Source organism: Wolbachia endosymbiont (group A) of Udea olivalis (genome assembly GCF_964028365.1).
GTDB lineage: Bacteria > Pseudomonadota > Alphaproteobacteria > Rickettsiales > Anaplasmataceae > Wolbachia > Wolbachia pipientis.
The window spans coordinates 700,165-723,429 of sequence record NZ_OZ034773.1 but is presented as its reverse complement, the minus strand read 5'-3'; the positions used below and the strand labels follow the sequence as shown (position 1 = coordinate 723,429).

Below are 23,265 nucleotides of genomic sequence, written 5' to 3'. Positions count from 1 at the left end.
TTATTTTGTTTGTGTCCTAACATCAGAATCAAAGAAAAGGTTGAGAGAATCAGCACGCTTTTGATCTTCTGCTATTTCTTGGTCAATTTCTTCTACATCGTAACCCATTTCTGATACTACTTCTGAGCGGCTCTTGAAGCCATTTCTTACCGCCATTTGCTGTGCTTGCTGGTCTTTCAGTGGATCTACCCAATCAAATCCCTGTGGTATCCATTTTACTTCTTCTTTCACTACTTTTTCATCTGTACTCAGTTCTCCAGAAAGTACTGCTAACTCTAGCCATCTACTCCATACTGGTCTGCAAAATTGAAATACCATAATGTTGTGTTGCAGCATAGCACATCTACGACGAAACTCTATTAATCCTGCTCGAATGGATGAATAATTAACACCTGTTAAATCTCCTGTTAGCTGTTCATATGTTATCCCTGTACCAATCGCTATTGCCCTCAGTTGCTGTCTCATAAATGCTTCATAACTTCCCCCAACATCAGACGGCTCTGAAAATTTTATGTCTTCTCCTGGGTCTAAAAGCTGCATTGTTCCTGGCTCTAAACCTGATAGTGCTACTCCTTGCTCATTACTTTCACCTTCTCCCATGATATTTGCTTCTGGATCGAGTCTCGTAATAAACCCTGCAAACATCGCTGCTGTCTTTTTTCTCACTAGTTCTGCATCATCATATTGATCAAGTTCATAGAGCTTTAGCAGTATATTAGAAAGCCAAGGCTCCCCTCTGATTTGCCCAGGTCTTAAAGGTTTGTAGATATGTAAAACATCATTTGCCGGTACTCTAACTGATTCTCCAAACGAACCTTCACCTGGGTGCTCTCTAAATAAGTAATATGCTTCTCTTTGACCAAGTCGGTTAAATTCAATGCCACTACGAATAATATTGCCATTTGCAAGTGTTTGATTGCTCTTATTATCTAAATGTTCAGACTCAAGTACTTGTAATTGCAGAGGTACACATAGACCATCTTCAGGTTTTCGGATCCGCAAACGTACAAAACATTCTCCTCCCTCTATCATACTTCTGCATACTAGAGCTTGTAATCCATAAAAATCACTTACTCCATTACTGTCTGCTTCATCTGTCCATTTTAGCCATAATTCTTGTACTTTTTTGCGAAATTCTCCATCTCTTGCTTTTGATTGTGGTTTTATTCCTGTTCCAATAGAGTTACTTACTATTGTATCAATTATATTTGCAGCGTAAGGATTTTTTCTCACCATGTCACGTGATCGACTACGCAAGTGCTCAAGGCTTTGAGAAAGCAAATTATTTATGCTTCCTGCTTCTCCTTGCCAATACATTACCCTTCTTCCTGAGCCTGCTGCATCCCATGCAGAACTTTTGATTTTTGGCTTGCCAAATAATTGTTTGAAGGTTTTTAACATCCTGATAACCAAAATTCTCTTAATTCTTTCAAAGTTCCGTTAAATTTATTTCTGTCACATTTTCCTATTCCTTCTACTTCATGCGGCTTTGCTCCTGTTTGACCGTCGGTATATTGCCATAGAGTCCAGTTCCTCCATCCTATTGGTAATGTCAGTTTTGTTCCCCATTTTGCTAACCATAGTGGACATTCTGTTAAAGTTGGGGTGGCAAAATCCTTGAGAAAACTAGGGCTTCCATAAATTAACGGCAAACGTCCGGTTACTAAATAGACCCTATTTACAAAGTCCTCTGCTTGTTTTGGCATTATGCTTTTTCCATCTTTGTTTTCCTCAATGTCAAGGGCTAACAATATATTTGAACTATCACCAATTGTTTCGAGAAAATGCTCAGCTTGGTCTTTGCCGCTTTTTTCCCCGACACCAAAATGGTATGCACCCCAAAGCAATTCCTCTTTTTCAGCGGCTTTTTTCCTTTTTGTATATTCAGGATCTACGTACTTTACCCCCTGGGTGGCTTTGTGAATTATGCCTACTATGCCATCTTCTTTTGTTAATCTAAAATCTATGTCCTGATTCCAGTGCGACAAATCTATTACTGCATTTATAAGCATACCTGGTGTAGCGGTAGCTATCATATACCTCAAATGCTCTAGAAAATCTGGGTATCCATTTTCTACCATGCAACTTCTCATACCACTCCTTTATTCGTTGAAATAACAATCTTTCTTTTTGGTTTTTGACCTTCAACCTTGAGCTCAGCCTTGATTCTTTGTCTTAAGTTTAAAAGATCGTTTATTTGCACTTCAGCATATCTCACAACATGGTCACCATATGCAATTGATACTACTCGCTCTCCGCTTTGCAGCTTCTTTATTGCTTGTTCAACTTGAAACAAATACTCTTCGTTATACATTTTTCAACCACTTACTCTGTCTTACTTTTTTAGGTTTTTTACTTTCTGGTTTTTCACTCAAACTATTCCATTTACTCTCTGGCCAACGATCAATTCCAAGTGCAATAGATGCAGCTCTCGCATAAATTCGGCAATCTAGTACTTCATTTCTTTCTCTTACCTTTTGCCACTCTTGTTTGGTGTATCCTTTTACTACCTTACTGACTAATTGCTCTGCCGTTAGCTGCTTAAAATATTCAGGTGCATACTCCGGAAAATGACAGTATCCTGCTGGAGCTTCTTCACCTTCTTTTAAAACATTAAGTAATTGAAAAAGCTCTGACTTTAATATCGATACTCCTACTGGCCAGAGCTTTATTCCTCTCTTTAGCTTTTGACCACCAACTGTTATATCTACTCTACTTGGGCTGCTAAGTGGTACTAGTGCTTTATTTACACCTTTGACTGCCATTACTCTTCCAGATCCTTGATGACCTCTTATCCAATTGTATACTTCTTGTGTTGCATATCCAGCATCTACTGCCATCATACTTATCATATACTCAAGCCCATTTTCACCGATAAAATGATGACTCAGAAGCTCCGAAAGTTTTCCCCATACTTCTCCTCCTCCTGTATCTCCTTCAAATACTCGATAGTCTATTGACCAACTTTCGCGGCTTTTTCCCCATGCTACAACTTCTACTTCTAACCGATCTTTTTGTACATCTACTCCTGCTGTAAGAACTACTTCGCCTTTTGGTACTGTGCCTACGGGAAAAAATTCTCTTCTGTTGAATAATTGCTTCCAGTCTGGTACTTCTCCTTTATCTACCCAAGTTTCTCCTAAAGTGGTATTTATCCAAACTTTCAGTAATTGTTCACTTTCCTTTGCATGGAGAAAGTCCTCTACTGCTTGTTGCCAACTATACCAGCCAACAGGACTATAAAGACTTGATAGATGAAAACCTGCTATTTTGTTACTTGAGGTTTGATTTGTAGCTCTCCATTCTCCACGTTCAAGCATTTCTGTCTTTTGATGATTTTCTATTTTGCCACTACATTCAGTGCAGACATAATGTGCTGTTTTTGCATCATTGTTCTCCCACTTTATTTGTGACCATTTTAGAACTTGATAGTAATTACAATGCGGACATGGAACAAAAAAGTATCTCTTATCTGTTGCTTCAAATTCTTTTTCAATTCTGCTTATTCCATGAATCGTTGGTGTTGATACTAAAAAAATCTTTCGCCGTGCAAATGTATTAGTTCGAGCAATACTGAGCAGTACTGGATCTCCTTCTCCTCCTGAATCTCCTGGGTAGGCATCTATTTCATCAAGAAAGAGATATTTTACTGGCATAGATCTCAGTCCTACACTACTATTCGCTCCAGTTATTACTACTATTCCACCTGGAAACTCCTTACTTTGTACAGTATTCCCTGAATCTCTTGACCTTGGGTCTTTTACTTTACTTTTTAAACATGGTGTACTCTCTATTAACGGTGCAAATCTTCCCTTCGACCAACGTTTTCCCATTTCAACTGTTGGCTGTACTACCAGCATTGGACCTGGTGTTTGATCGATGATATAGCCAATCCAATTGTTGCCAGCTTCTGTTCCCCCAATCTGCGCTCCCTTCATAAATACTACTTTTTCTGCAGGTGAAGATGGTGATAGTGAATCCATTATTTCTTTTAAATAAGGAGTTCTTTCTGTTCTCCATTTACCTGGCTCTGATGCTGCAGTTGCTGCTAAAACTCGATACTCATTCGCCCACTCTGATACTTTAAGCTGGGGATCTGGTCTTAAACCTTCAGAAAAAGCTCTAGCGTATATCATTGTCTGCATCTACTCATAATTGGTTCTATCTCAATATTGTTAACAGTAGAACTACACTCTTCCAATTCCATAAACATCTTTTTCTGAAATTCGTTTTCTATATATCTTTTGCTCACCTCACTTATCATTATTGCTATAACAAGCGCAAATATCCCTGTTATTGTTGCAAAAATTATTGCACTGCTTATTGTTGTTGCTGTTAACCCTATACATACCGCTATTGCTACTGCACTTACTGAGGTAAAAACACAGATCACATTGGTGTATTTTCTTACTTTTGCATCTCTATGTTCTATACACCTATAATAAACTGGTACAGACTTGCCTATCTCGTCTGGTAATTTGATGCTCTTTTCTTTAAATAAAGTTTTTAGCAATTCTAAATTATTTGACTTGATTGCTAAGTGCAGAACAGGTGTATAGTTTGCTCCTTTTTTCAGTAGTAATTTTACTACATGTAAATGTCCTTTTTCTGCAGCAAGGTAAATCGGTGATAGACTCTTATTGTTTGAAATATCAATATCAATTTCTTCTTTTAAGATAGACTCTACAAGCTCAATTTCTCCCATTTGTGCAGCTAAATGGAGTAGACTATTCTTCTCAGAACCATACTTATTGCTCATCAAAGTCTTCTTTATCTCAGGTTTAGCGTAATCAAATGGTGTTTTGCCACTATCGTCTTTTACCAGAGGATCTATATCTTCTCGCGTTAGTAAAACCTCTATTGTTTTAAGTCTTTCAGCATAATGTAGTGGCGTTTTATTTTCGTAATCCTGTAAATTAACTTGAGCATTAGGCTCCTTTATTAAGCATTTGAGAATATCGAGACACAAATCTCTTTCATCGTAATTAGTGTTACTTACAGCTATATGCACTGGTGATAATTTCATTGAATTTTGTCCTACACGTGCGCTATTTACATCTGCTCCTAGCTCCAGTAATAACTTTACTATCTCTAATTTTTTGTTGTTAACTGCATAGTGCATCGGTGTCTGATTTCGTGCATCAAAAACCTCGATTTCAGCATTTCCTTCTCTGACTAAAATCTTTACAACTTCTACATGTCCAATACCGGCTGCCAAATGTAATGGTGTATGAAATATTGCATTACGCGAATTAACATCGATGCCTCTATTTATTAGGTACCTTACAGCATTTACCTCACCCACCATTGCAGCTAAATGAAGTAAGCTATCTTGTTCTGACCCGTATTTATTATTAATTAGCGCTTTTAATATTTCTGCTTTTTTCCCTTCTTTGGCGTAATCAAGAGATGTTTTACCATCATTATCTTCCACAAAAGGATTAATGTTCTTCTTCGTAAGTAGCAGATCCACCATGCTTAATTCATCAAACTCTATAGCGCAATGTAGTGGTATCTTTCCATTTAATCCTCTAACATTAACATCTAATCCAGGTTGATTAATTAAACACTTTATTAGTTCTAAACTTAAGTGAGCAGACATTTTATATTTAAAATTTAGTGTTAGATAATTCTTCAAGCGAGTTTGTAATCTCTTCAGTTAGCGCCATATGAATCTTTTCAGTATCACTCAGTGATGCAAGTAGTGCTGAAACTCTATTTGGAATATTAAGCAAATTATTACGTACAACTCTTGCTACATTAAATGCTTCGTTTTTCACTTCTTCTACTGCTACAAGCTCTCCTATTTCAGCCTTAGCTTTTGCCTCAAGCAGTTTACCACGTTCCATTTCATTTTTTATTCGCGTTTTAAGCAACATCGTGGAAAGTTTTTCTCCGCTTTCTGAATAGTTTTTTCTTCTCAGTGGTTGACTTGGATCTCTGATTGTTTCTATAGCCCTGTTTGCTTGTTCTCGGTCAATGAGTCCATCCTCCAGCTCAACTATTCCTTTTTTTACTAAATAACAGACATATTGCTTTGAAAATCCTTGTTCTCTTGCCCATTCTGTTTGTGTTATTAACTTCACTTTTTTTGCTCCTTTTTTTCTTCTTGAATCTCTTGAAAAGTTTTACCAGTACCAGAAAGAATTGCTTCCCTGCCTGTATACACTTGCCAACGTTTTATCGTTACATCTACAAACTTTGAATCTAGCTCTATTGTTCTACAAATTCTTCCTGTTCTCTCACATGCAATCAGTGTGCTGCCAGAACCGCTAAATGGATCAAGTACTATGTCTCCAGATCTACTGCTGTTTACTATTGCTCTCTCCATTAGCTCTACTGGCTTCATCGTTGGATGTAGTGAGTTGTGTGTTGGCTTATCATAAAACCAGAGGTCACTTTGATTTCTACCTCCATACCACTCACGTTTATTGCCACTTTTCCATCCATAAAGCATTGCTTCGTATTGTCTTTGATAATCAGATCTGCCTAGTGTAAAGTGATTCTTCGCCCAAATGATAAATGTCGACCAACGTCCACCTGCTTCTTCAAATGCTTTTTGCAACGTCGAAAACTCTGATGATGATATGCAGATGTAAATTGCTCCTTTCGTATATGCTAAAATATTGGAACAAATGTAGTAGAGAAAAAGTTCGTACTTTTCACCTTGATTATCGTTTAGTATTTTTTTATCTTCTCTTTCCTGACTGCTACGCCGGGTAGAAAGAGAAGCGTTGCCGCTCCTTTTCCCCCTAAGAACCGTACTTGACAGTTTTCCGTCATACGGCTCAAGCCTTTCAAAGGCAGATTTATTTGCCCGGCTGTTATCGATAGAAGACTGGTTCTCAAGTTTCGTCATAATTACTTCTCCTTAATACAATGTTGGTATTTCTTTCTTTCAAGATTTCGCTTGAAAAAGTATGAATTAAACTTTGGATCATAGGGATTAGCATCTGCTCTTATTTTGACATGTCTCACAATCGGAATTGAGGCAGCTTGCATTAAAGTTACCATGCTACCTTGTCCTTTATCTTTTGAAGACTTAGCAAAGAAGGTCCAGTTATTATTGCCAATGGTGCAAAAGTATCTCTGCTTTCTCCATTGAAAATTTTTATTTGGATGCCTTCTTTTAATCCATCTCAAAAGCGCACCAAAGATCTTATGATCGACATAGTTGAACACTTTCTTTGACACAACATGACGGTAATAATTTGTCCATCCTCTGATCTTAGGATTCAAGGTGTAGATAAGTTGTTCCGTTGTTATTGTGCTGTGAAGTCTCATGGTTTCCAGGATCATTTTTAGGAACTCTTTGATACTTGCTTTAGAAGGCATGATCAAGAGCTTTCCTCGATACTTTCGAATCGTAAATCCTAGAAAATCAAATCCTTCATCAATGGAAGTAATCTTAGTTTTTTCTACTGAGAATTCCAATCCACGCTCCTTCAAAAAGGCACACACTGCTGGTTTTACTTTGTTTTCAAGGACTTCTTTCGATCTTCCTGTAATAATAAAGTCATCAGCGTAGGCGGTAGTATTAACCTTATCGCGCCAAAAGGCAGATTTTTGGGCTGTCTTTTCTAAGCCTCTAAGGGTAATATTCATCAGTGTAGGAGAGATGATCCCTCCTTGAGGAGTACCTTCTTTAATGATATAAAAAGTGTTCTTATCCATGTATCCTGCTGTCAGCCATTTTTTCAGAATTTTCTTATCCATAGGGCAGTGTTCTAAAAGCCATGCATGACTAATGGAGTCATAACAAGATTTGATATCTGCTTCTAGGATCCATGGTGCCGATACTTTTTGGCACAACGTTTTAAAACATTGGTCAATAGCATCAGCAGCTGATCTTTTATGCCGAAAACCATAGGCATGACGATCTAAAATTGATTCTGAAACTGGTTCAAGTGCTTGCAGATAAAGAGCCTGCATTGCCCGATCCTTCATAGTTGGTATTCCCAAAGGACGTTTTTTTCCTGCTCTTTTTGGAATCCATACTCGTCGGAGCGGTTGGACGCAATATCCTCGACGCTTTAACGATTGAACAGCTTTGATCTTTTGTTGCGGTGTGCGCCAAACTAAGCCATCAACCCCAGGGGTGTTTTTTCCTTGATTTTGAGTGACTCGTTTAACAGCCAAAAGTTTTGCAGTAAACGAATGTGTCAATATCCATTGCAAAGCTTTCACTTTGCCGTACCTTCTTTCTCGAACAGCCTTTGCAATACGCATCTGGAGCTTTTTGACACCTATTATCACTTTAGTCCAATTAATAGATTCCCATGTAATTGTAGGTGTAGAGGATGCACCAATCGCTGAATATGTCAGTGTTGTCATTTGCTTTTCCTCATATATAAAAAGTTCTCCAAAATCTCTTACAAAGAAAGACCTATCGGACGTGGGCACACTTTTATGTCCAGTAATGTTTCAACTGGTATTCCCACCATTACAGTGAGACCTTTGCTTTTTCCGACATCCCAAACCTGCACTGCCATAAGCATTCCTTACAGTTTGCTGTCCCCACTATGGTAGGGAGCAAGTACAGGGTTTCCACGCTTCCCCAAAAGTAGCTTGTGAACTTAGGTGCCTGCTGTCGACCGAGAAGCTTATAGGTTACGGGAACACAACTACGAGATGTTCCTCCTGCTTCCAATGCCTTTTGGCCCAAGCGTATCAACCGCTTTCGCTTGTCAACGTTTACGGTCTTTATCACAGGTTCAGTTACCTTCACCTTATTCACTATCTAGCACTTACCCTCTGTATGGTTTGAGGGAGAATACGCCTTTTGCAATTTGTATCCCGCATAATGCTTTGTTACATTGTCAGGGCAGCTACTTAATTCATGCCCCTAGATTCATCCGGCAACACGGACGGTTTCTTCTTGATCTTTCTAAGAAAACCTAGAAAATCCTGAGAAACAGCTACTTCTGACGCCTTCGCGTCGCAACGTAATCAACGTTATATGGAGGATCACATACGGTAATATCTGCCATTTTATTATCTAATACCGCTTTATATGATTCAACTAAAGAGCTATCACCACAATAGATTCGATGATCACCTAAAATCCATAAATCACCTGGTTTTGTTATTTCTACCCTTTTTTCATCACCAACCAAGTCAGAAAAATCTTCTTTTTCACTATCTAAATCATCAAGGAAATGTTGAACTTTTTCTAATTCAAATCCTGTCATTTTAAGATCAAACTGTAAATCTTCTAACTCTTGAATTTCTACTTTCAAAAGCTCATCATCCCACTTTGCCCAATTAGCTGATTGATTGGCCAGTAATCGAAAAGCTTTGGTTTGTGGTTCATTTAAATTATCACTTAAAACCACTGGAATACTCTCCATACCAAGCTTTCTTGCTGCTTTAAGTCTTAAATGACCATCAACCACAGTTCCATCGCTTTTTGCAACTATTGGTATACGAAAGCCGAATTCTCGAATAGAAGCACACATTCTGTTGACCACATCGTCATTTTTACGAGGATTACGCTCATATTCGACGAGATCTCGAGTAGGATAATAGTGGATTGCTAAATTCATATAATTTAAATTCTTAATAACTAAAAGGTTAATATTTAAAATATCTCTGACGCTAAAGAAGGCCTGGGGTCAGCACCACCAAATCCGCCATTATGGCTGAAAGGACCCACTTTTATGGTATTTTTAGACTATTAAAATCTTTACTAACATAGAACATTAATGCCAAAGCATCGGCCTCATTATCATCTCTAGGTGAACCCCCTTTTTTCTTTACAGCTTCAATAACTTCACTCTTACTTGCATTGCCTTTGCCCGTTATAAAGCGTTTGATAGTTTTAACATTAACACCTTGGTAGGGAATATTGTTCTCTTCACACCAAGCAGAGAGAACTGCAAGAAAACCACCGTAGCAATGCGCTGCATCAGTTCCTAGATGTCTTCTTACTTCTTCAAAATAAACTGCAGAAATGTCTTTCAAAGAATTGAGCCAATTACGAAAGTTTAAGAAGCACATTCCACCTCCACTGAAACGACTACCATGAAAACTTTTGCTTCCACTTTCAATTATTCCATCTGTTAGAATTGCCCAGCCCGTTTGTTTGCCGAGGTCGAGTGTTAGGATTGACATTTATATTCAGAATTTGTTTCGCTAGAGTGCTATATAATATATATTCAGGATTTGAAAAAATTTTGTCCAAAAAATCTTCTTCTTAAGTAAACTTTTTAGAAAAAGCTTGGTTAAAAATCAGTAAACAGCCCTTGCATAATTATTGGTCAAGACTTTCAGATTTCTATCTTAACTATTTAAATAGTCTATTATGCTATTATGGTGTGGTTAGTTTCTTATGAACATTTATCCAAATCGTAAATTTTAGGAAGATGATTTAGAAGTCCCTGTTAACCATTTGCTTGATCGTTTTCACAATACAAAAATACGTCAGTCTTGGATAGATTCACTTTCTGGTAAGCAATTAAATATTATTTTTCAAAACTCCTTTAAAGATAAATTAAATGCTCAACTCTTTGATGATGAAAGCTACGATAATACATCTGTACAATACAAACGTAAAGTGATTGCTAATTATTCCGATTCTCTCGTTACTTACTACTTGATTACCTGTTTTGACCGTGCAAAACTAGAAGTTACTGTCAGTGAAATTGCAAGATCTGCATTAACTACAGAACTCATGAAATCCTACCTTGTAAAAAATAATAATAAATATGATAAGAAGTCTTTGCTGTTTCTACTGTTTCATGCAGATTACAATCTTTTAAAGTCTGTCTATCACTTTGAAAAAATACAAAGAAAGAGTTTCATGTCTTTTGCCTTACAAAAAATACCAAGACGACCAAGTACTCCATTTAAAGACTTTATCTCAGAGGAAATCATACAACAAATACTGAAAGAAGATAACATTAAGAGAAATGACAGTTTCGAGAATCAACTACAAGGTTTCTTCTATCATCAGAATCGTTTATATGTGTTAATACGAAAAGCTAGCGATATAGATTTGTTGTTAAATTCAAACAAAGTCATTCATGGCCATAAGGCAGAGTGGATGATTTTGGATTTTCTACTAAATGGCACTCAGGTAGATCTTGGTGCTAGAAATATTGATCAAGCTATAGAAATAGCAAATAGCATTGCAAGTTGTTACTTTGGCTGCGAATGTATTTTTGTAGATGTGCAGGATAAAAACTTCGCGGAACAGGTGCATAAATTTATAGAAACTTGTATTAATGAATCTGATTCAAATATTCGTGTTTTTGAGTTAAAGTTTCAGTCAAATCGTTTCAATTACAGCTATACTAATATCACTTTGACTGTTGCTCCATATGATCCTATTGCACCGGAATTGCATGTTTTAAAGCCATTTGTAGGAGACATAGTGCCATTTATAGAGTCGATTAAAGTAATATTTCAAGGCAAAAAGATAGGCTTATTTTTCAAGCGAAGTGATGAGTATATAGCAATTTACTACTCTGAACATCCTCTGAATAAAAGGGAAAGAGAGGATTTTAAAGCATACATAAAACAATTTTATGGTCTTACAATCTTGCCAAGAGCAAATCTCTGATCTTCTTAATTCTGGCAGCTCTTGGGTTAATCCAAATCAAAATTACATCAAAGCAGCAAGGTATTTGTCAGATCTTAAATTAATTCAGATGCAAGAGAGGTCTTACATTATCTGCTCTCGTAGACAAGATAAATTAGATTGGCCAAATATAGTTGATCCATACTGTAACAATGAGATTTTCATTGATGAGGACTTTAACGAAGCATGCGATAACATAATTTGTGAAAATTGCAACCGTGATATTTTACCTAATACCTACAAGAAGCAAAGATTTCATCGCTTATCTGTATATTTAAACCCAGAGAAATTTATGAATTGGTTTGAAGGTCAGCTAAGTGATACAAATTTTATGTGGCAAAAAGTGGAAAGTGGAGTTTATCATGTTGGTGGACAAGGTAAGATTGTAAGTTTAATCATACTTGATTTTTGCACCAATCCAACATTCTTAACGATAGATAAGCTTAAAGCTAATCCAACTGTATTAATAATACTGAGAAAAAATCCATCAAACATACCTCTTGATTTGCCCATAGTAAAAATGGTTGACCTTTTCTTTCAGCATCAGACTTTAATTGAAGTATTTCAAGAAGCAGTACAAAGAGGAGTACCAGAGTTAATACCAAATACTTCAATGCAAATTTTGCATACTTCACTTAATCTAATTGAACCTCCTAAAGAGAAGGAATTACTAAAGTTGCAATTGATAGAGGGCTCACTTTACGTAAACAATATAGAGATTCTAAATAAGAAAGCTGTAACATGTATGAAAGTTTTTCGCATATTATTTGAACAATTTTTGCATGATTGTAAAAAAGAATTACCCCCTGAAAAACACATGTTGCTTAGCATAACTGAAATAGAAAAGCGCCTAAATCTTGATCCAGAAGCAGACCCAGAACATTACATTAGAAAACCAATAAACACAATCCAAAGAACAATAAAAACCACTTTAGCTAAAAAGTTAGGATTAAACATCGAACGTAATGATGTGATTCAAACAGTTGGTTGGCCTGGATCATCGCGTAAAGATTATGGCTACCATATTAACCCTTTCACTGTGCTGATAAAAGTAGTTCGTTAACTGTGTTAAAGAGAAGTAAAAGATGTTATAATGGAAAAAGTAAAATTTGTGACAAGGCTTGTGATCAAGTTTTAAAGAAGCGTTCTTTGGTTGGTATTTTACCCTGAAGTCACATCTAGCTTTAAAATACAGTTTTTGTCTCATCTAAAAAAATACAAATTCTCAATTATGTAACTTACCAAAAGCCTAAATTTCTTTTGCTTTCTTCAATCTTTTCTACTCTGTCCGTTTGCCGACTTTTGTGTTTGAAGCACATCTACACTCAATGCCCCTATACTAATATATACCGGATTTCTTACTACTTTTTCCGGGATTTTCTCAAAAAAAGTTTAAATAATTTTAATGCAGCTCAGAAATTACATGAGTTTTTGGTAAAAGCATACAAAACAAACTATCTAAATTAGAGATAACGCTATAATAGCCTTCTAAAACGTTTTAAATCATAAAATTCAGAGATTTCTCATAGTGAGAACTTTAATCTTTAATCCTCTTTAAAAAGTTATCTGAAGAAACGACTTTCACACCTCTAGCTCTTTCAAATGCCTCTCTTGCTGTGCCTGCGTTCTTACCTCCTTCCTTTGCCGCCTCTAAATTTTTATTATAACCCTGCGCATCTTTATCCTTTATCTCATCAATTGTAGCCTGTTCTCCTAGCATATTGAAAATTAGCTCAATCGGCGTCATATGATCTCTTAAAGGCTGTTTCTTCAAGCCTTTTATTTCCTTATGATGCTTTGTTTTTACTCCAAATGTTCCCTCAGAAATTACGTCTGTCAATATTGCGTATTCCCTACCTTCAATATACTTGTTATTGTGGTCAGATATATTTCTATTACCCCATTCTTTTGTTAGTTGATTTCTGACAGCTATTGATTCTATTCTCTTTTGTATCCATTCTTGAGGGTACCCTTTTGCAGCATAATCGGCATAGATTCGTTTGAGTGCAAGTTCAGGGTTTTCATATTCTTGTAGTCTTTCATACCCAACTTTTGCAAGCCAACGTTTAAATTGCTCAACTCTTTTGGAAGGAATAGACTGCAAAATACGAAACAACCCCTCAACATTTGTACAATTAACATTCTGTTTACCACCTTTTGTTTTAATTTCAAGGGGGGTGACAAATTGTCCCCATCCTTCAGAAAGCCCTATATCTCTGCTTTTTATCTTTTTTAGATAGTCAGATGGGTTCTTACTACCTGTCAGAAAAGCTATTACTTCTGTTATTACATACCACCACTCTCCATCATGTAGTACTCTAGTAAAACTGCTATTATCAAAAGCAGTAGTTTCAATATCTCCTTCTTTTAAAGTTAAAGTATCAGTCATAAGCAACCTCTATAAGTTAAGAATAAACGTAAAAACTAAAAAGACATTATTTTTAAGTCAGAAAAAACATTACTTACAATTCAATAATTTTCCAAAATCAATGATGTGTGAAAAGTAACCACTATCTATAACATCATCACTTACATCATTGACGTGGATAAGGACTGGACGACATGAAAATCCTTTTGGACGATTTAGTGCATCTATTTTCTTTTGTACCTCTTGTATTATTGAATGACCAATTTTATCTTTTGAAAATTTGATTTCGCAAATGTAGAGAGTGTTAAACTTCGTTTGAATCATATAATCAATTTGACAACCTGCACTATTACGCGTTCTCTTCTGAAAAAATGGATTCTCGCTTATTATTCCATCAACTCCTAAGATATTATGTATATTCTTTCTATTGTTCAGCACCAAATTTTCAAATTGAAGCCCAATAATTGTATACCACTCTGGTAAGAACCCTATAGAATAGGTGTCACGACTAATTTTCCCTAGATCTTTTTCGATATATTTTAGATAAAACCTTAAATAATTATCTTGAAGTCTGTATCTCCTGAGTCGTGAATCAGTACCAGTTTTTATACTCCAAGTATGATCCTTTGCTATAAAACCAGCAAGCTCAAGTTCATATAGATACTCAGAAATGCGTCCATGTCTTACGATATTTAAAGTAGCACAAATTTCTTCTTGTTCTTTAGCTCCAGTAGAAAGAGCTCTGACTATTTGCTTATAAAAAGCCGTTTTTCGCATGAATAAATCTGAGAATATTTGATTAAATTCTTCAACTAAAAACCCACCTTTTGTAAAACAAAGCCTTTTAATATTTTCTTCAGCGCTATGCTTAAAATTTACCTCCTCTAAATACTTTGGAATTCCGCCAGTTACTGCAAGCACCTTAAACTTTTCATATGCTGAAATATTTTTTGGCCAAAATTCGTTACAATCAGAAAGCGATAATTCTCCGAGTGTTAAAGTTAACGATATTCTCCCTACGAAACCAGTACTACTAAGTATATTTTTCTCGATCCAGGATGAAGCTGATCCACAAACAACGAAAATTAGCTTGTTATTATTTTTTAGCTGCGTATCCCAAAAATTTTTTATTTTTCCTAAAAAGGTTGGATCTTTTGAGCCCATCCAAGAAATTTCATCAAACAGCAATAATGTTTTTCCTGATAGTAGACGTTCACCAACTGCCCATAGTAAATCGCTCCAGTCATCATACCTAGCAAAAGATGTATTAAATTGTCTAGCAACTTGTCTAGAAAATTCATTAAGTTGGTAGGACATTGTAGTATGCTTTTCTGGTGGCAAACCTATAAAGGAGTAATATTGTTCAAAATACTTACCAAACTCTTGAATTAAACGACTTTTTCCTATACGACGCCTTCCTTTGACTACTACAAAAGATGCAGTATTTTTTTCTGTAAGCTCCAGTAGTTGTTTTAACTCAGTTTGCCTACCAATAAATGATGGAGACATAAAATACGAAATATAAATCTTTGTCTCCGTTATACTAGATAAAATTGGAGACGTAAATAAATAAATTTAGATCTTTGTCTCCATTTTAAGGGGCAATCAAGTTTTACGAGCTTCTGTTTCTTCTTCTATGGCAGTAACTTCAAACTTTTTTCCTTGAGCTACCTCTACAATTTGCTAATTTCATTACTGAGAGTTTTGCAATTAATTGCTCAGAGATTTGCAATAAAAGTTGTTGTATTTTCATAAAGTCTCCATTAACCCCTTATACTCACCACAAGTCGTTCAATCTTTTTTGAAGAATTTTCTTTGTAAAGTGTAAAAAATGTGTTAAACTTACTGGTAAGTTTACTTTGCAACAGTTGGGTTACTAAAGATGCCTTTTATTCGAGTTTTTAGGGAGGCTACACGCGTTAATTTAAAAAAGACGAACTATCACAATCTAAATTACAAATAGTGTTGTAAGGACCTCCTAAAGCGTTTTAAAGGGTAGGAGCGTTTTGTTACCCTCTCTATGATAGAAGTGACATAAGTTGGCTGTTGCAAAAATAACGTTTCAAAAAGTCTACTAACCATTTGTTCTTTAGGTTTGAAAGATTTTCTTTGCAACTAACAAAAAACACGATAAACTAACTGTAGGGTTTTTTGTAATAAATAAAAGTTTTAGATAAAAAATAATTTAGAAATGCCTCGTAATCGAGTTTTAAGCTACCCTACATGAGTAACTTAGATTTTGGTGGTAATAATTCTACCCTGAAGTCGTAGAATCGTTTTAAAACCGCGCTAATTGTATCTTTCATTAAATGTAAATATCTTAATAATGTTTTGTGACAACCTTTCCAAACTTCTTTCTTTTCGCTTACTAGTTAAAAGCTATTATGAACCATTACTATAGTTATTGTATTTTATATTAGTTTATTATTATATCATTTATTATTATTTATATATATATAATATATAAGATTCTCGGAAAGTGGAAATTAGCCACTGTAGCGGGTTTGAGTGTTACCAAATTAGCTAAATTTTTTGGAAATGGAAACGTAATATTTCTTATATTAGATGGCTAAAAATCAACGAATTTCAATAGTTTAAGTGTGAATATACTCTAATTTCCAAATCTTGATAAATTTTCCGGAAATCATGGAAATTTGGTCGTGTGGAATTCATTTTTTGTTCTTAAAACCTTACTTTCAGAGAGACAAAATGAACCCACAAAACTTTCATAAGTGAGCTTTAAGTATTTTTTAGAAGTTACCTATTTCAAACCTTCCTGCACCTAGCTTAAACTTACCTTCTCCTCTGGCAAAAGAACCAGTTTTGATATCAAGCCATTTATCCTCTTTTGAGTTTGTAGCCATACCTTTTACTATTTTTCTTTCGTTTAATAGTTCCTGTGCTAAACGTTCAAGTCTATGCCTACTAACACCATGAAATGCAGCTGGTAATCTATGCCGTTGTTGAAACACTCCTGGTCCACCTGTATGAGTAAACGGATGACCTTCTTCTGCTGACACTGCAATAGCTTGCATCAGTATCTTTTTTAAGTATTCATCAGATAATTTTCCAAGCTTAAATTCCTCAGATATATCCTCAAGCAAGCCAGTTGAGGAGCGTAAGTAAGTTCTTATATTCCTATCTGTTGCTCCATTAGACTTAACTATAGCTCCTTGGTATACTGCATTATTAACTTTACTAACCTTTAATGTATTAAACACAGTATTCTGATGCTCTTTTGAAGCAGGCCATAATGCAAAAGAACACCTAACTCCATCAACAAGTGCAGTTGTACCTCTTATCGCATCTCTTGCCTGTTCCACAGTCGTAATCGGTTCACTGCACTTGGGTTTTCTCATATGATGTGCTACAATTACAGCTGCTCCTGTTTCATTTGCTAAGTTTGCAAGTAACCCCATTGCGTAATATCCCATTTCTGGGTCTGAGTTTATATTAGCATGGACAAATGATACTAGTGGATCAAATACTATTAGTTTTAGATCTTTTACTTTATCTAATTGTCTACAGATGTCTTCAAATTTATCTGAAGTTTCAGGACATTTACCACGCATGTTGCTTTTCACTATAGAAAAGGGCTCTCCCGTATTTGGAATAGGTATAATAAATAATCGATTTTGATATTCTGCTCTCTTGCTACCAGGATCAAGACGATCAAGACGACGGTGTATCTCACCTGCATCATCTTCTGCTGAAAAAATCACTACTGATCCATGCTCTGTAACAAGGGAACCAAAACCACATATCTGATCTGCATCACTTGCAACCTTAAGTGCCAAGTCAAGGAGTAGCATACCTTTACCTGTATCTCCCATAGCAGCTACTATTGAGGTAACACCTAAAGGAAATAAACCTTCAACAAGAAACCTTTGTATTGGTACTGAACCTAAATAACGACTCACACTCCAGTCTAAAATGTTAAGCGGCTGTTTTGTAGATCTTTCTAAACTTTTCATATTTGAAGTATTTGGAATGTCAGTAGATGGGGTATCAATAGTAAGTAAAGGAGTTGAAGCTAAAAATTCTTCAATGCTTATACCCTCCTTTACACAATCAGCAGCATCCCAACCTTTCGGCCTATCTTGTGGTATCTTAAGCTTAACAAGTGATGCAACTCCGATCTCTAAAAGCTTTTTTGCAGCATTTTCAGCATATCGTTTACCTGGTTCATCATTATCTGGCCATATAATAATGTGTTTACCTTTAAGTGGAGTCCAATCTGTCTTCTCAATAGGTGCATTTGCTCCAGACATTGCTGTTGTTGCAGTTATTCCTTTCTCTATCAGCGCTTCTGCACATTTTTCCCCTTCAACAAAAATAACTTTATCGGATTTCAAAATACCTGGAATATTATAGAGTGGCCTTATCTTCGGTGCACCAAAGTCAGATTTTTTTATATCAAAAGGAAGATATCGCTTTCCATTATTATCATCATAACGATAGACCCTAACAATAGCTTGGCCGTTTTCATCGTAATAATCCCAATATGCAGTTGGATTACCTGCAGTTTTGTCAGTTTTGATCTTTTTAAAATGACCAAGCCATTCAGCTATAGAGTCCATTACTTCAGTAAACTCTGTTCTAGTACTTTTTCTATGCACTTCTGCCCAAAGGTCGATAATGTCACCACCTTCTCCTGTTGCAAAATCATGCCATAGGCCAGCTTCATTGCCACTTAATTCTACTACTAGACTCTTGCCTTTATCACCTTGTATATTGCCTACATAAAACTTATCACCACGAAAAATTCCTCTTGGTAATAGGTATGAAAGACAAGACCTGATATTTAGTAGAAGTTGATCTTTTAACTGTTCTTTCTCCTCTAATGGCTTATAATTTCCATTCTTTAGTGGAGCTGCTGTATTAAAATCACAATATGTATCCATACAATCTCCAATATGTTTATAATTTAATTAATTTGAAGTTTGACTAAGCTCAGCGTCCGTTTTATGAATTTTGTTGGTATGGATTTGCCGTTTTTAAATTTGCAACTACTTTCATAACTTTGATTCGCCTTTTACTTTCTGGTATTTCTTTCTCATAAAATTTAATATAACCAGCAGCAGCTAAAGTGTTAATATGTTTGCGAATAGAATGACAACCCTTAAGGCCAAATTTATATTCAAAAAGGTAACTAAACGAGTTCTTAGCATAAGGAACTCCTCCATGTGACTTCTTATCAATTAACTGCAAAATAGTATCATACTCTCTTCTCCAACGCTGTTTAGTAGTCTTATTTAGTAAATCTTTAGCAAGATTTATATCATTTATAACTGAAGTCAAAAGTTTAGCTACATCTCGCTTAGAAAGATCATCTGCTGTTTCATGATTGTCAGACAATAAATAAGATAGACATTCTTTAAGATTATTAATTAATAGTGTTTTTTGAAATTTATTCATAAGAGTCCTCTAATATAAAAAATAATTCTTTTGCTTGCTAGAAGGGTATCCAGTCCCCTTTCTGAGGATCAGACTGCCGTTCTGGAGTAACAACTGTAGCAATTCTGTTCCTGTTCCCGTATCTACTGTCGGCTTCAATACCAACTTTTGCAGTAAACTCTAACCCGTTAAAATCAGCTATAGAGTTGATTTTTCTAGCAGTAACTGCTTTCTCTGAAGTGTCATGTGCATGAATATTTCGTGCTGACTCCAAAATGCTTCTAAGCATAGAACGTCCAGATTCTCCCCAGATGTCTTCTTCACCTTCTGCTTTGCCACTTTTGACACCTATAATCTGAAAAATCTTGCGTTTTGCATATGGACCTTCAGTGATAGTAAATTCAGCGTTTAAATAGATGCTGCCAGTAGTGTAGCTTTTCGTGAACCAATTCTCATAACCTCCAGGCTTTATTGCCATTTTTACCTTAACTATTGTACCTTTGGGTATCAAACTACTCTGTATTTTTGCAGTATTAAAATCAGTTAAAAAATCTGATAACATATTGTCTCCTATAAATTAAGTAAAAATCAGTTACTCCATTGGTCTGCAAGCTTCCAACGACCATCTATCTTATCAACAAGCTTATTTGCTACACGTTCACCATTACGAAGCTCAAATACTATCTGACGTACAGTACTTTCTTCGTCATAAGCAAACATTACCATCCCAGTACTGTAGAAACCTCTTAAAGATCCAGCTCCGCTCAAACCCTGAAATGGATCTTCTTCTAACATTTTCTTGGATAGTTTTTTTGTATGGTGGGTAAGTATTATGCCCGAATCTGGGTTAATAACATTTCTCAGTCTTTCAAGTGTTTTTTGCAAAAAGAATAGCATAGCGCTATTGTCGTTTTCATTGCCATATTCACTTGAGTTAAAAATGTTACGAAGAGGTAGGGTCGAGAACTGGCGCGCCTCTTTAGGGCTTGGTGGCTGATCCATTATTTTCATGTTGGGCCTCAATCCAAAATTCCCATGTTTACGTTTCCAGCTCCCGCCTCGTCAAACGCAGCATGCAGTTTTCCCGCACTACGCTTTCCTAGCAGATTCTTACCAAAGTTTATAACATCTTGTACTGGGGCTGCTTTCGGAACGTAATATCTTAATCTATAGTCTTTCCTACTACTTTTTTCACTAACTTGGACAAATTTGGTGAATAAACAAAACATTTTACGTAGCTCTTTATCGTTAATCTTTTTATATTTTCTTACCAGATTGAGTATCTCTTCTTCTTCATTTTCAAGGCAAATTTTCTCACTTGATACAGGAATTAGATCCACAATACTTACTGACAATGCTTCCGCTATAGCGTACAACCTTTCAATTGAAATTCTACGATTCCCTTTTTCATATTGTAGTATCACCCAGTACTTTACACCAATTTTCCTCGCTAAATCCTTCTGAGTATGACCTCTCTCTAACCTCCAATTTTTCACTTTTTCCCCTACTTCACAATCTAGACTTTTTTCCACGAAAACAACCATGCGTATAATATTTTCTACTATAGCTCAATTTTGTTAAGGCTCCAGATATAATGGTAAGAAAAAACCTCTGGAACCTTAAAGTTGACTGTAGACACATTAAAGTTTTCTAAAAGTTTCTTTACTACCTTCACGTATCCTATTTACCCACGGAGACAATACTTCATCATTACTAATCTCTTTTATAGCATACTTTTCACTCCATATGCCACATCTAGTGAAACTACCTCTCTCTATTGCTTCTTTAAGTTTTACTCCCCCGAAAAGGCAATTTTTTCCAATTTCTTCTCCTCTTTCTTGTAATTTAGACCATATTTCCTTATTTTCTACTCTTACTTGTACTTGATCATATTTTTTTACATCGTGGTACAATATAATATTTAGTTTACCAATGCTTGTAGGAAATTCTAACATGACAGAGCTGCCATCTGAAATATCGGTATAGTTTCTTATACCTCCCTTCTCACTTTTAACCTCAACTGCATCATTGCCAATTTTTAAAATATTACTTCCTAACTCTCTCAGTATTTTGGCAACCTCTACTTTACTGTCCTCAGAAAATTCTATATATAATGTTGCATTGTCTATCTCGATATCTATTAATTCTCCTTCTTGCACAGCACTTTCGCCAGCCTTCTCTAGTTCTTCTAGTCTCTTATCTATCTGTGGCTGAACTTCTGGTTGTAACTCATTATAGATTTCACCTATCAGTTTATTCTGCAATAAAGTATTATGAAACTCTGCACCACTTAGCATTAGCTTCCGCATTATCTTTTTTCGATCACTTTTTTCTAACTTATGAAAATGTGTACCCAATACTACATACTCTGCAATGCTCCATTCCCCATCGTTATATGCATTTATTCTTGCTCCAGAGGCTAGTACTTGGTCTATAGTTTTGTGCAATTCATTTACGTTTTTTGCCTCTACCACTTCACTTTTAAACCAGCTCAACTTTTCGCTTTCGCTTATACTTGGCTTTATTTTTTGCAAAGCTGAAGCAAATGGATTTTTATCTTCTTGATCATTTAAAGGTTTTGTACCATATATGTAGTCGAGCCCTTTTCCGTAGTTGATTTGAACGTCTCTATCAGGGGAGGGCACTTCTCCAAGCTTTTTAGCCTTATTAATTTTGCTCACAAAGGTAGGCTGCTGGCTAGTACGACCAATACCTCTAATAGAATTTGATATTTCACCCTTCGATAATCTATCAAGATCAATGTTTAACTCGTAAGTACCTCCTTCTTGATCATCAAAAGGTACAATTATTTTATTACCCATATTATCCTCACTATTAAAAATACTTTTTAAGCGTACAATAAACTTTATTATTATACATTTTATTACTCATTATAAATTATAGTGAGTAGATTTGCAAATACTTTCTGCTATAACAATCCGTTTTCTCGAAAGCTGAAATAGCCTCCACTTGTGATGATAATATGGTCAAACAATTTTACGCTTACAGTACTACATGCTGCTGCTAAGCTCTTCGTTACTTCTTGATCTTCTTCTGAAGGCTCTAAACTTCCCCCAGGGTGGTTGTGTGACATTATTATTAATGTTGCATTTTTTATTAATGCTTTTCTTATAATCTCCTTTATATATACTGGTGCTTTTTCCATTTCACCAATATAGGATTCTTCTCCGATTAATTGGCGCCTTTTATTCAAGTACAGTATTTTTACACATTCCCTTTCTGAGTGGCCTATACTTACGTTTAAGTACTCTACTAACCCTTGTAAGTCCATTATTGGCTCACTTTTGAGCTTTTCTCTCAGTACCCTTTCTAGTGTTTCCTTAACACACATAATCATTGCTACTGCAGAATCAGTTACTCCTTCTATAACTTTCAGGTCGTCCATTTCTCTACCTAAAATCCTTCCTACTCCCGTATAGGTATTCACCAGATTTTTAGCAATTTCTTGAGCTTGTGGCCTTTCATGTACTGCACTTAGAAACGTTTCCATTATTTCACGATCAAGTAGTGCTTTACCTTTGCTTTCTAATATTCTGAATTCTATTTCTTCTTTACTTTTATTCATATAATTTACCTTTCACTAACAACAAATTGTTTTTAATTATTTACTGCTGTTTTTTTATCAGCATTGGCATGAAGCCATAGCTTCCGAGTGAAGTCAAATCAATTTCTCAATCTTTTTTATTTATTTTTTTATGAATAAATTAATATATTAATAGATACTGATTTCCTTAAGCGATGTCGTTGTAGATTCGTGTTTTTATACACCAATTTGATGTCTCCCACAGCTTTAAATTCATGATATCCATTTGCTGGTCTTTTAAGGCACTTTACAGAAGGGTGATAAAAAGATATAGAAAAGGACCGTCTAAGATGCGTAGTAGCATTCTAGGGTCAT

General features: G+C 35.6%; 17 protein-coding genes and 4 pseudogenes. 2 read left to right on the top strand and 19 right to left on the bottom strand.

Annotation, left to right across the window (positions count from 1 at the left end):
* The 10 genes and pseudogenes from ABWU32_RS03350 to ABWU32_RS03305 form a co-directional block, all read right to left on the bottom strand.
* The gene (locus tag ABWU32_RS03350; protein ID WP_353278827.1) at positions 1-1,401 is read right to left on the bottom strand and encodes a phage portal protein; all 1,401 of its coding nucleotides are present in this window, start codon (positions 1,399-1,401) and stop codon (positions 1-3) included.
* Positions 1,395-2,093, bottom strand: a complete 699-nt coding sequence (locus ABWU32_RS03345) for a glycoside hydrolase family 25 protein (protein ID WP_353278825.1) — start codon at positions 2,091-2,093, stop codon at positions 1,395-1,397. The genes ABWU32_RS03350 and ABWU32_RS03345 overlap by 7 nt, the downstream gene beginning before the upstream one ends.
* Positions 2,090-2,314: a gpW family protein gene (locus tag ABWU32_RS03340; RefSeq protein ID WP_230609214.1), complete on the bottom strand. Its 225-nt coding sequence runs from the start codon at positions 2,312-2,314 to the stop codon at positions 2,090-2,092. Before ABWU32_RS03340 ends, ABWU32_RS03345 begins: the two co-directional genes overlap by 4 nt.
* Complete coding sequence (locus ABWU32_RS03335) at positions 2,307-4,136, bottom strand: phage terminase large subunit family protein (protein WP_353278823.1); 1,830 nt, start codon at positions 4,134-4,136, stop codon at positions 2,307-2,309. Before ABWU32_RS03335 ends, ABWU32_RS03340 begins: the two co-directional genes overlap by 8 nt.
* Positions 4,133-5,602 (bottom strand): ankyrin repeat domain-containing protein, encoded by a 1,470-nt coding sequence (locus ABWU32_RS03330; protein ID WP_353278821.1) that lies wholly within the window; start codon positions 5,600-5,602, stop codon positions 4,133-4,135. Before ABWU32_RS03330 ends, ABWU32_RS03335 begins: the two co-directional genes overlap by 4 nt.
* Positions 5,603-5,609: 7 nt before the next feature.
* Positions 5,610-6,086, bottom strand: a complete 477-nt coding sequence (locus tag ABWU32_RS03325) for a hypothetical protein (protein ID WP_353278819.1) — start codon at positions 6,084-6,086, stop codon at positions 5,610-5,612.
* Positions 6,083-6,712, bottom strand: a pseudogene (locus ABWU32_RS03320) (DNA-methyltransferase); the annotation flags it as partial. The pseudogene ABWU32_RS03320 and the gene ABWU32_RS03325, both read right to left, overlap by 4 nt.
* Positions 6,713-6,861: 149 nt before the next feature.
* On the bottom strand, positions 6,862-8,334 hold the full coding sequence (ltrA, locus tag ABWU32_RS03315; protein WP_264378235.1) for a group II intron reverse transcriptase/maturase: 1,473 nt from the start codon (positions 8,332-8,334) through the stop codon (positions 6,862-6,864).
* Positions 8,335-8,924: 590 nt separating this feature from the next.
* Positions 8,925-9,545, bottom strand: a pseudogene (locus ABWU32_RS03310) (ParB N-terminal domain-containing protein); the annotation flags it as partial.
* 112 nt (positions 9,546-9,657) lie between these two features.
* A complete protein-coding gene (locus ABWU32_RS03305; protein ID WP_265027983.1) occupies positions 9,658-10,113 on the bottom strand; it encodes a crossover junction endodeoxyribonuclease RuvC in 456 nt (151 codons plus the stop codon).
* Between the two features lie 277 nt (positions 10,114-10,390).
* On the opposite strand from ABWU32_RS03305, the gene ABWU32_RS03300 reads away from it, so the two are divergent.
* A complete protein-coding gene (locus ABWU32_RS03300; RefSeq protein ID WP_265027982.1) occupies positions 10,391-11,563 on the top strand; it encodes a hypothetical protein in 1,173 nt (390 codons plus the stop codon).
* The gene (locus ABWU32_RS03295) at positions 11,529-12,644 is read left to right on the top strand and encodes a hypothetical protein (protein WP_353278816.1); all 1,116 of its coding nucleotides are present in this window, start codon (positions 11,529-11,531) and stop codon (positions 12,642-12,644) included. The genes ABWU32_RS03300 and ABWU32_RS03295 overlap by 35 nt, the downstream gene beginning before the upstream one ends.
* A gap of 474 nt (positions 12,645-13,118) precedes the next feature.
* On the opposite strand, the gene ABWU32_RS03290 is transcribed toward ABWU32_RS03295, so the two are convergent.
* The 9 genes and pseudogenes from ABWU32_RS03290 to ABWU32_RS03250 all read right to left on the bottom strand — a co-directional run bounded on the left by ABWU32_RS03290 (position 13,119) and on the right by ABWU32_RS03250 (position 22,932).
* A complete protein-coding gene (locus tag ABWU32_RS03290) occupies positions 13,119-13,970 on the bottom strand; it encodes a BRO family protein (protein ID WP_047759514.1) in 852 nt (283 codons plus the stop codon).
* A 69-nt stretch (positions 13,971-14,039) separates the two neighbouring features.
* Entirely contained in the window at positions 14,040-15,458 is a 1,419-nt protein-coding gene (locus ABWU32_RS03285; protein WP_265027980.1) for an AAA family ATPase, read from the bottom strand.
* A gap of 1,241 nt (positions 15,459-16,699) precedes the next feature.
* Positions 16,700-18,853, bottom strand: a complete 2,154-nt coding sequence (locus ABWU32_RS03280) for an AAA family ATPase (RefSeq protein WP_353278813.1) — start codon at positions 18,851-18,853, stop codon at positions 16,700-16,702.
* Positions 18,854-18,914: 61 nt separating this feature from the next.
* Complete coding sequence (locus tag ABWU32_RS03275; RefSeq protein ID WP_265027978.1) at positions 18,915-19,367, bottom strand: hypothetical protein; 453 nt, start codon at positions 19,365-19,367, stop codon at positions 18,915-18,917.
* A 37-nt stretch (positions 19,368-19,404) separates the two neighbouring features.
* Entirely contained in the window at positions 19,405-19,908 is a 504-nt protein-coding gene (locus ABWU32_RS03270; protein WP_265027977.1) for a hypothetical protein, read from the bottom strand.
* Between the two features lie 26 nt (positions 19,909-19,934).
* A pseudogene (locus tag ABWU32_RS03265) lies at positions 19,935-20,300 on the bottom strand (hypothetical protein); the annotation flags it as partial.
* Positions 20,301-20,506: 206 nt separating this feature from the next.
* Positions 20,507-20,890 (bottom strand): annotated as a pseudogene (locus tag ABWU32_RS03260) (helix-turn-helix domain-containing protein); the annotation flags it as partial.
* Between the two features lie 96 nt (positions 20,891-20,986).
* On the bottom strand, positions 20,987-22,168 hold the full coding sequence (locus tag ABWU32_RS03255; RefSeq protein ID WP_264707743.1) for a hypothetical protein: 1,182 nt from the start codon (positions 22,166-22,168) through the stop codon (positions 20,987-20,989).
* A gap of 107 nt (positions 22,169-22,275) precedes the next feature.
* Positions 22,276-22,932: a RadC family protein gene (locus ABWU32_RS03250; RefSeq protein ID WP_155968723.1), complete on the bottom strand. Its 657-nt coding sequence runs from the start codon at positions 22,930-22,932 to the stop codon at positions 22,276-22,278.
* Positions 22,933-23,265 lie beyond the last annotated feature (333 nt).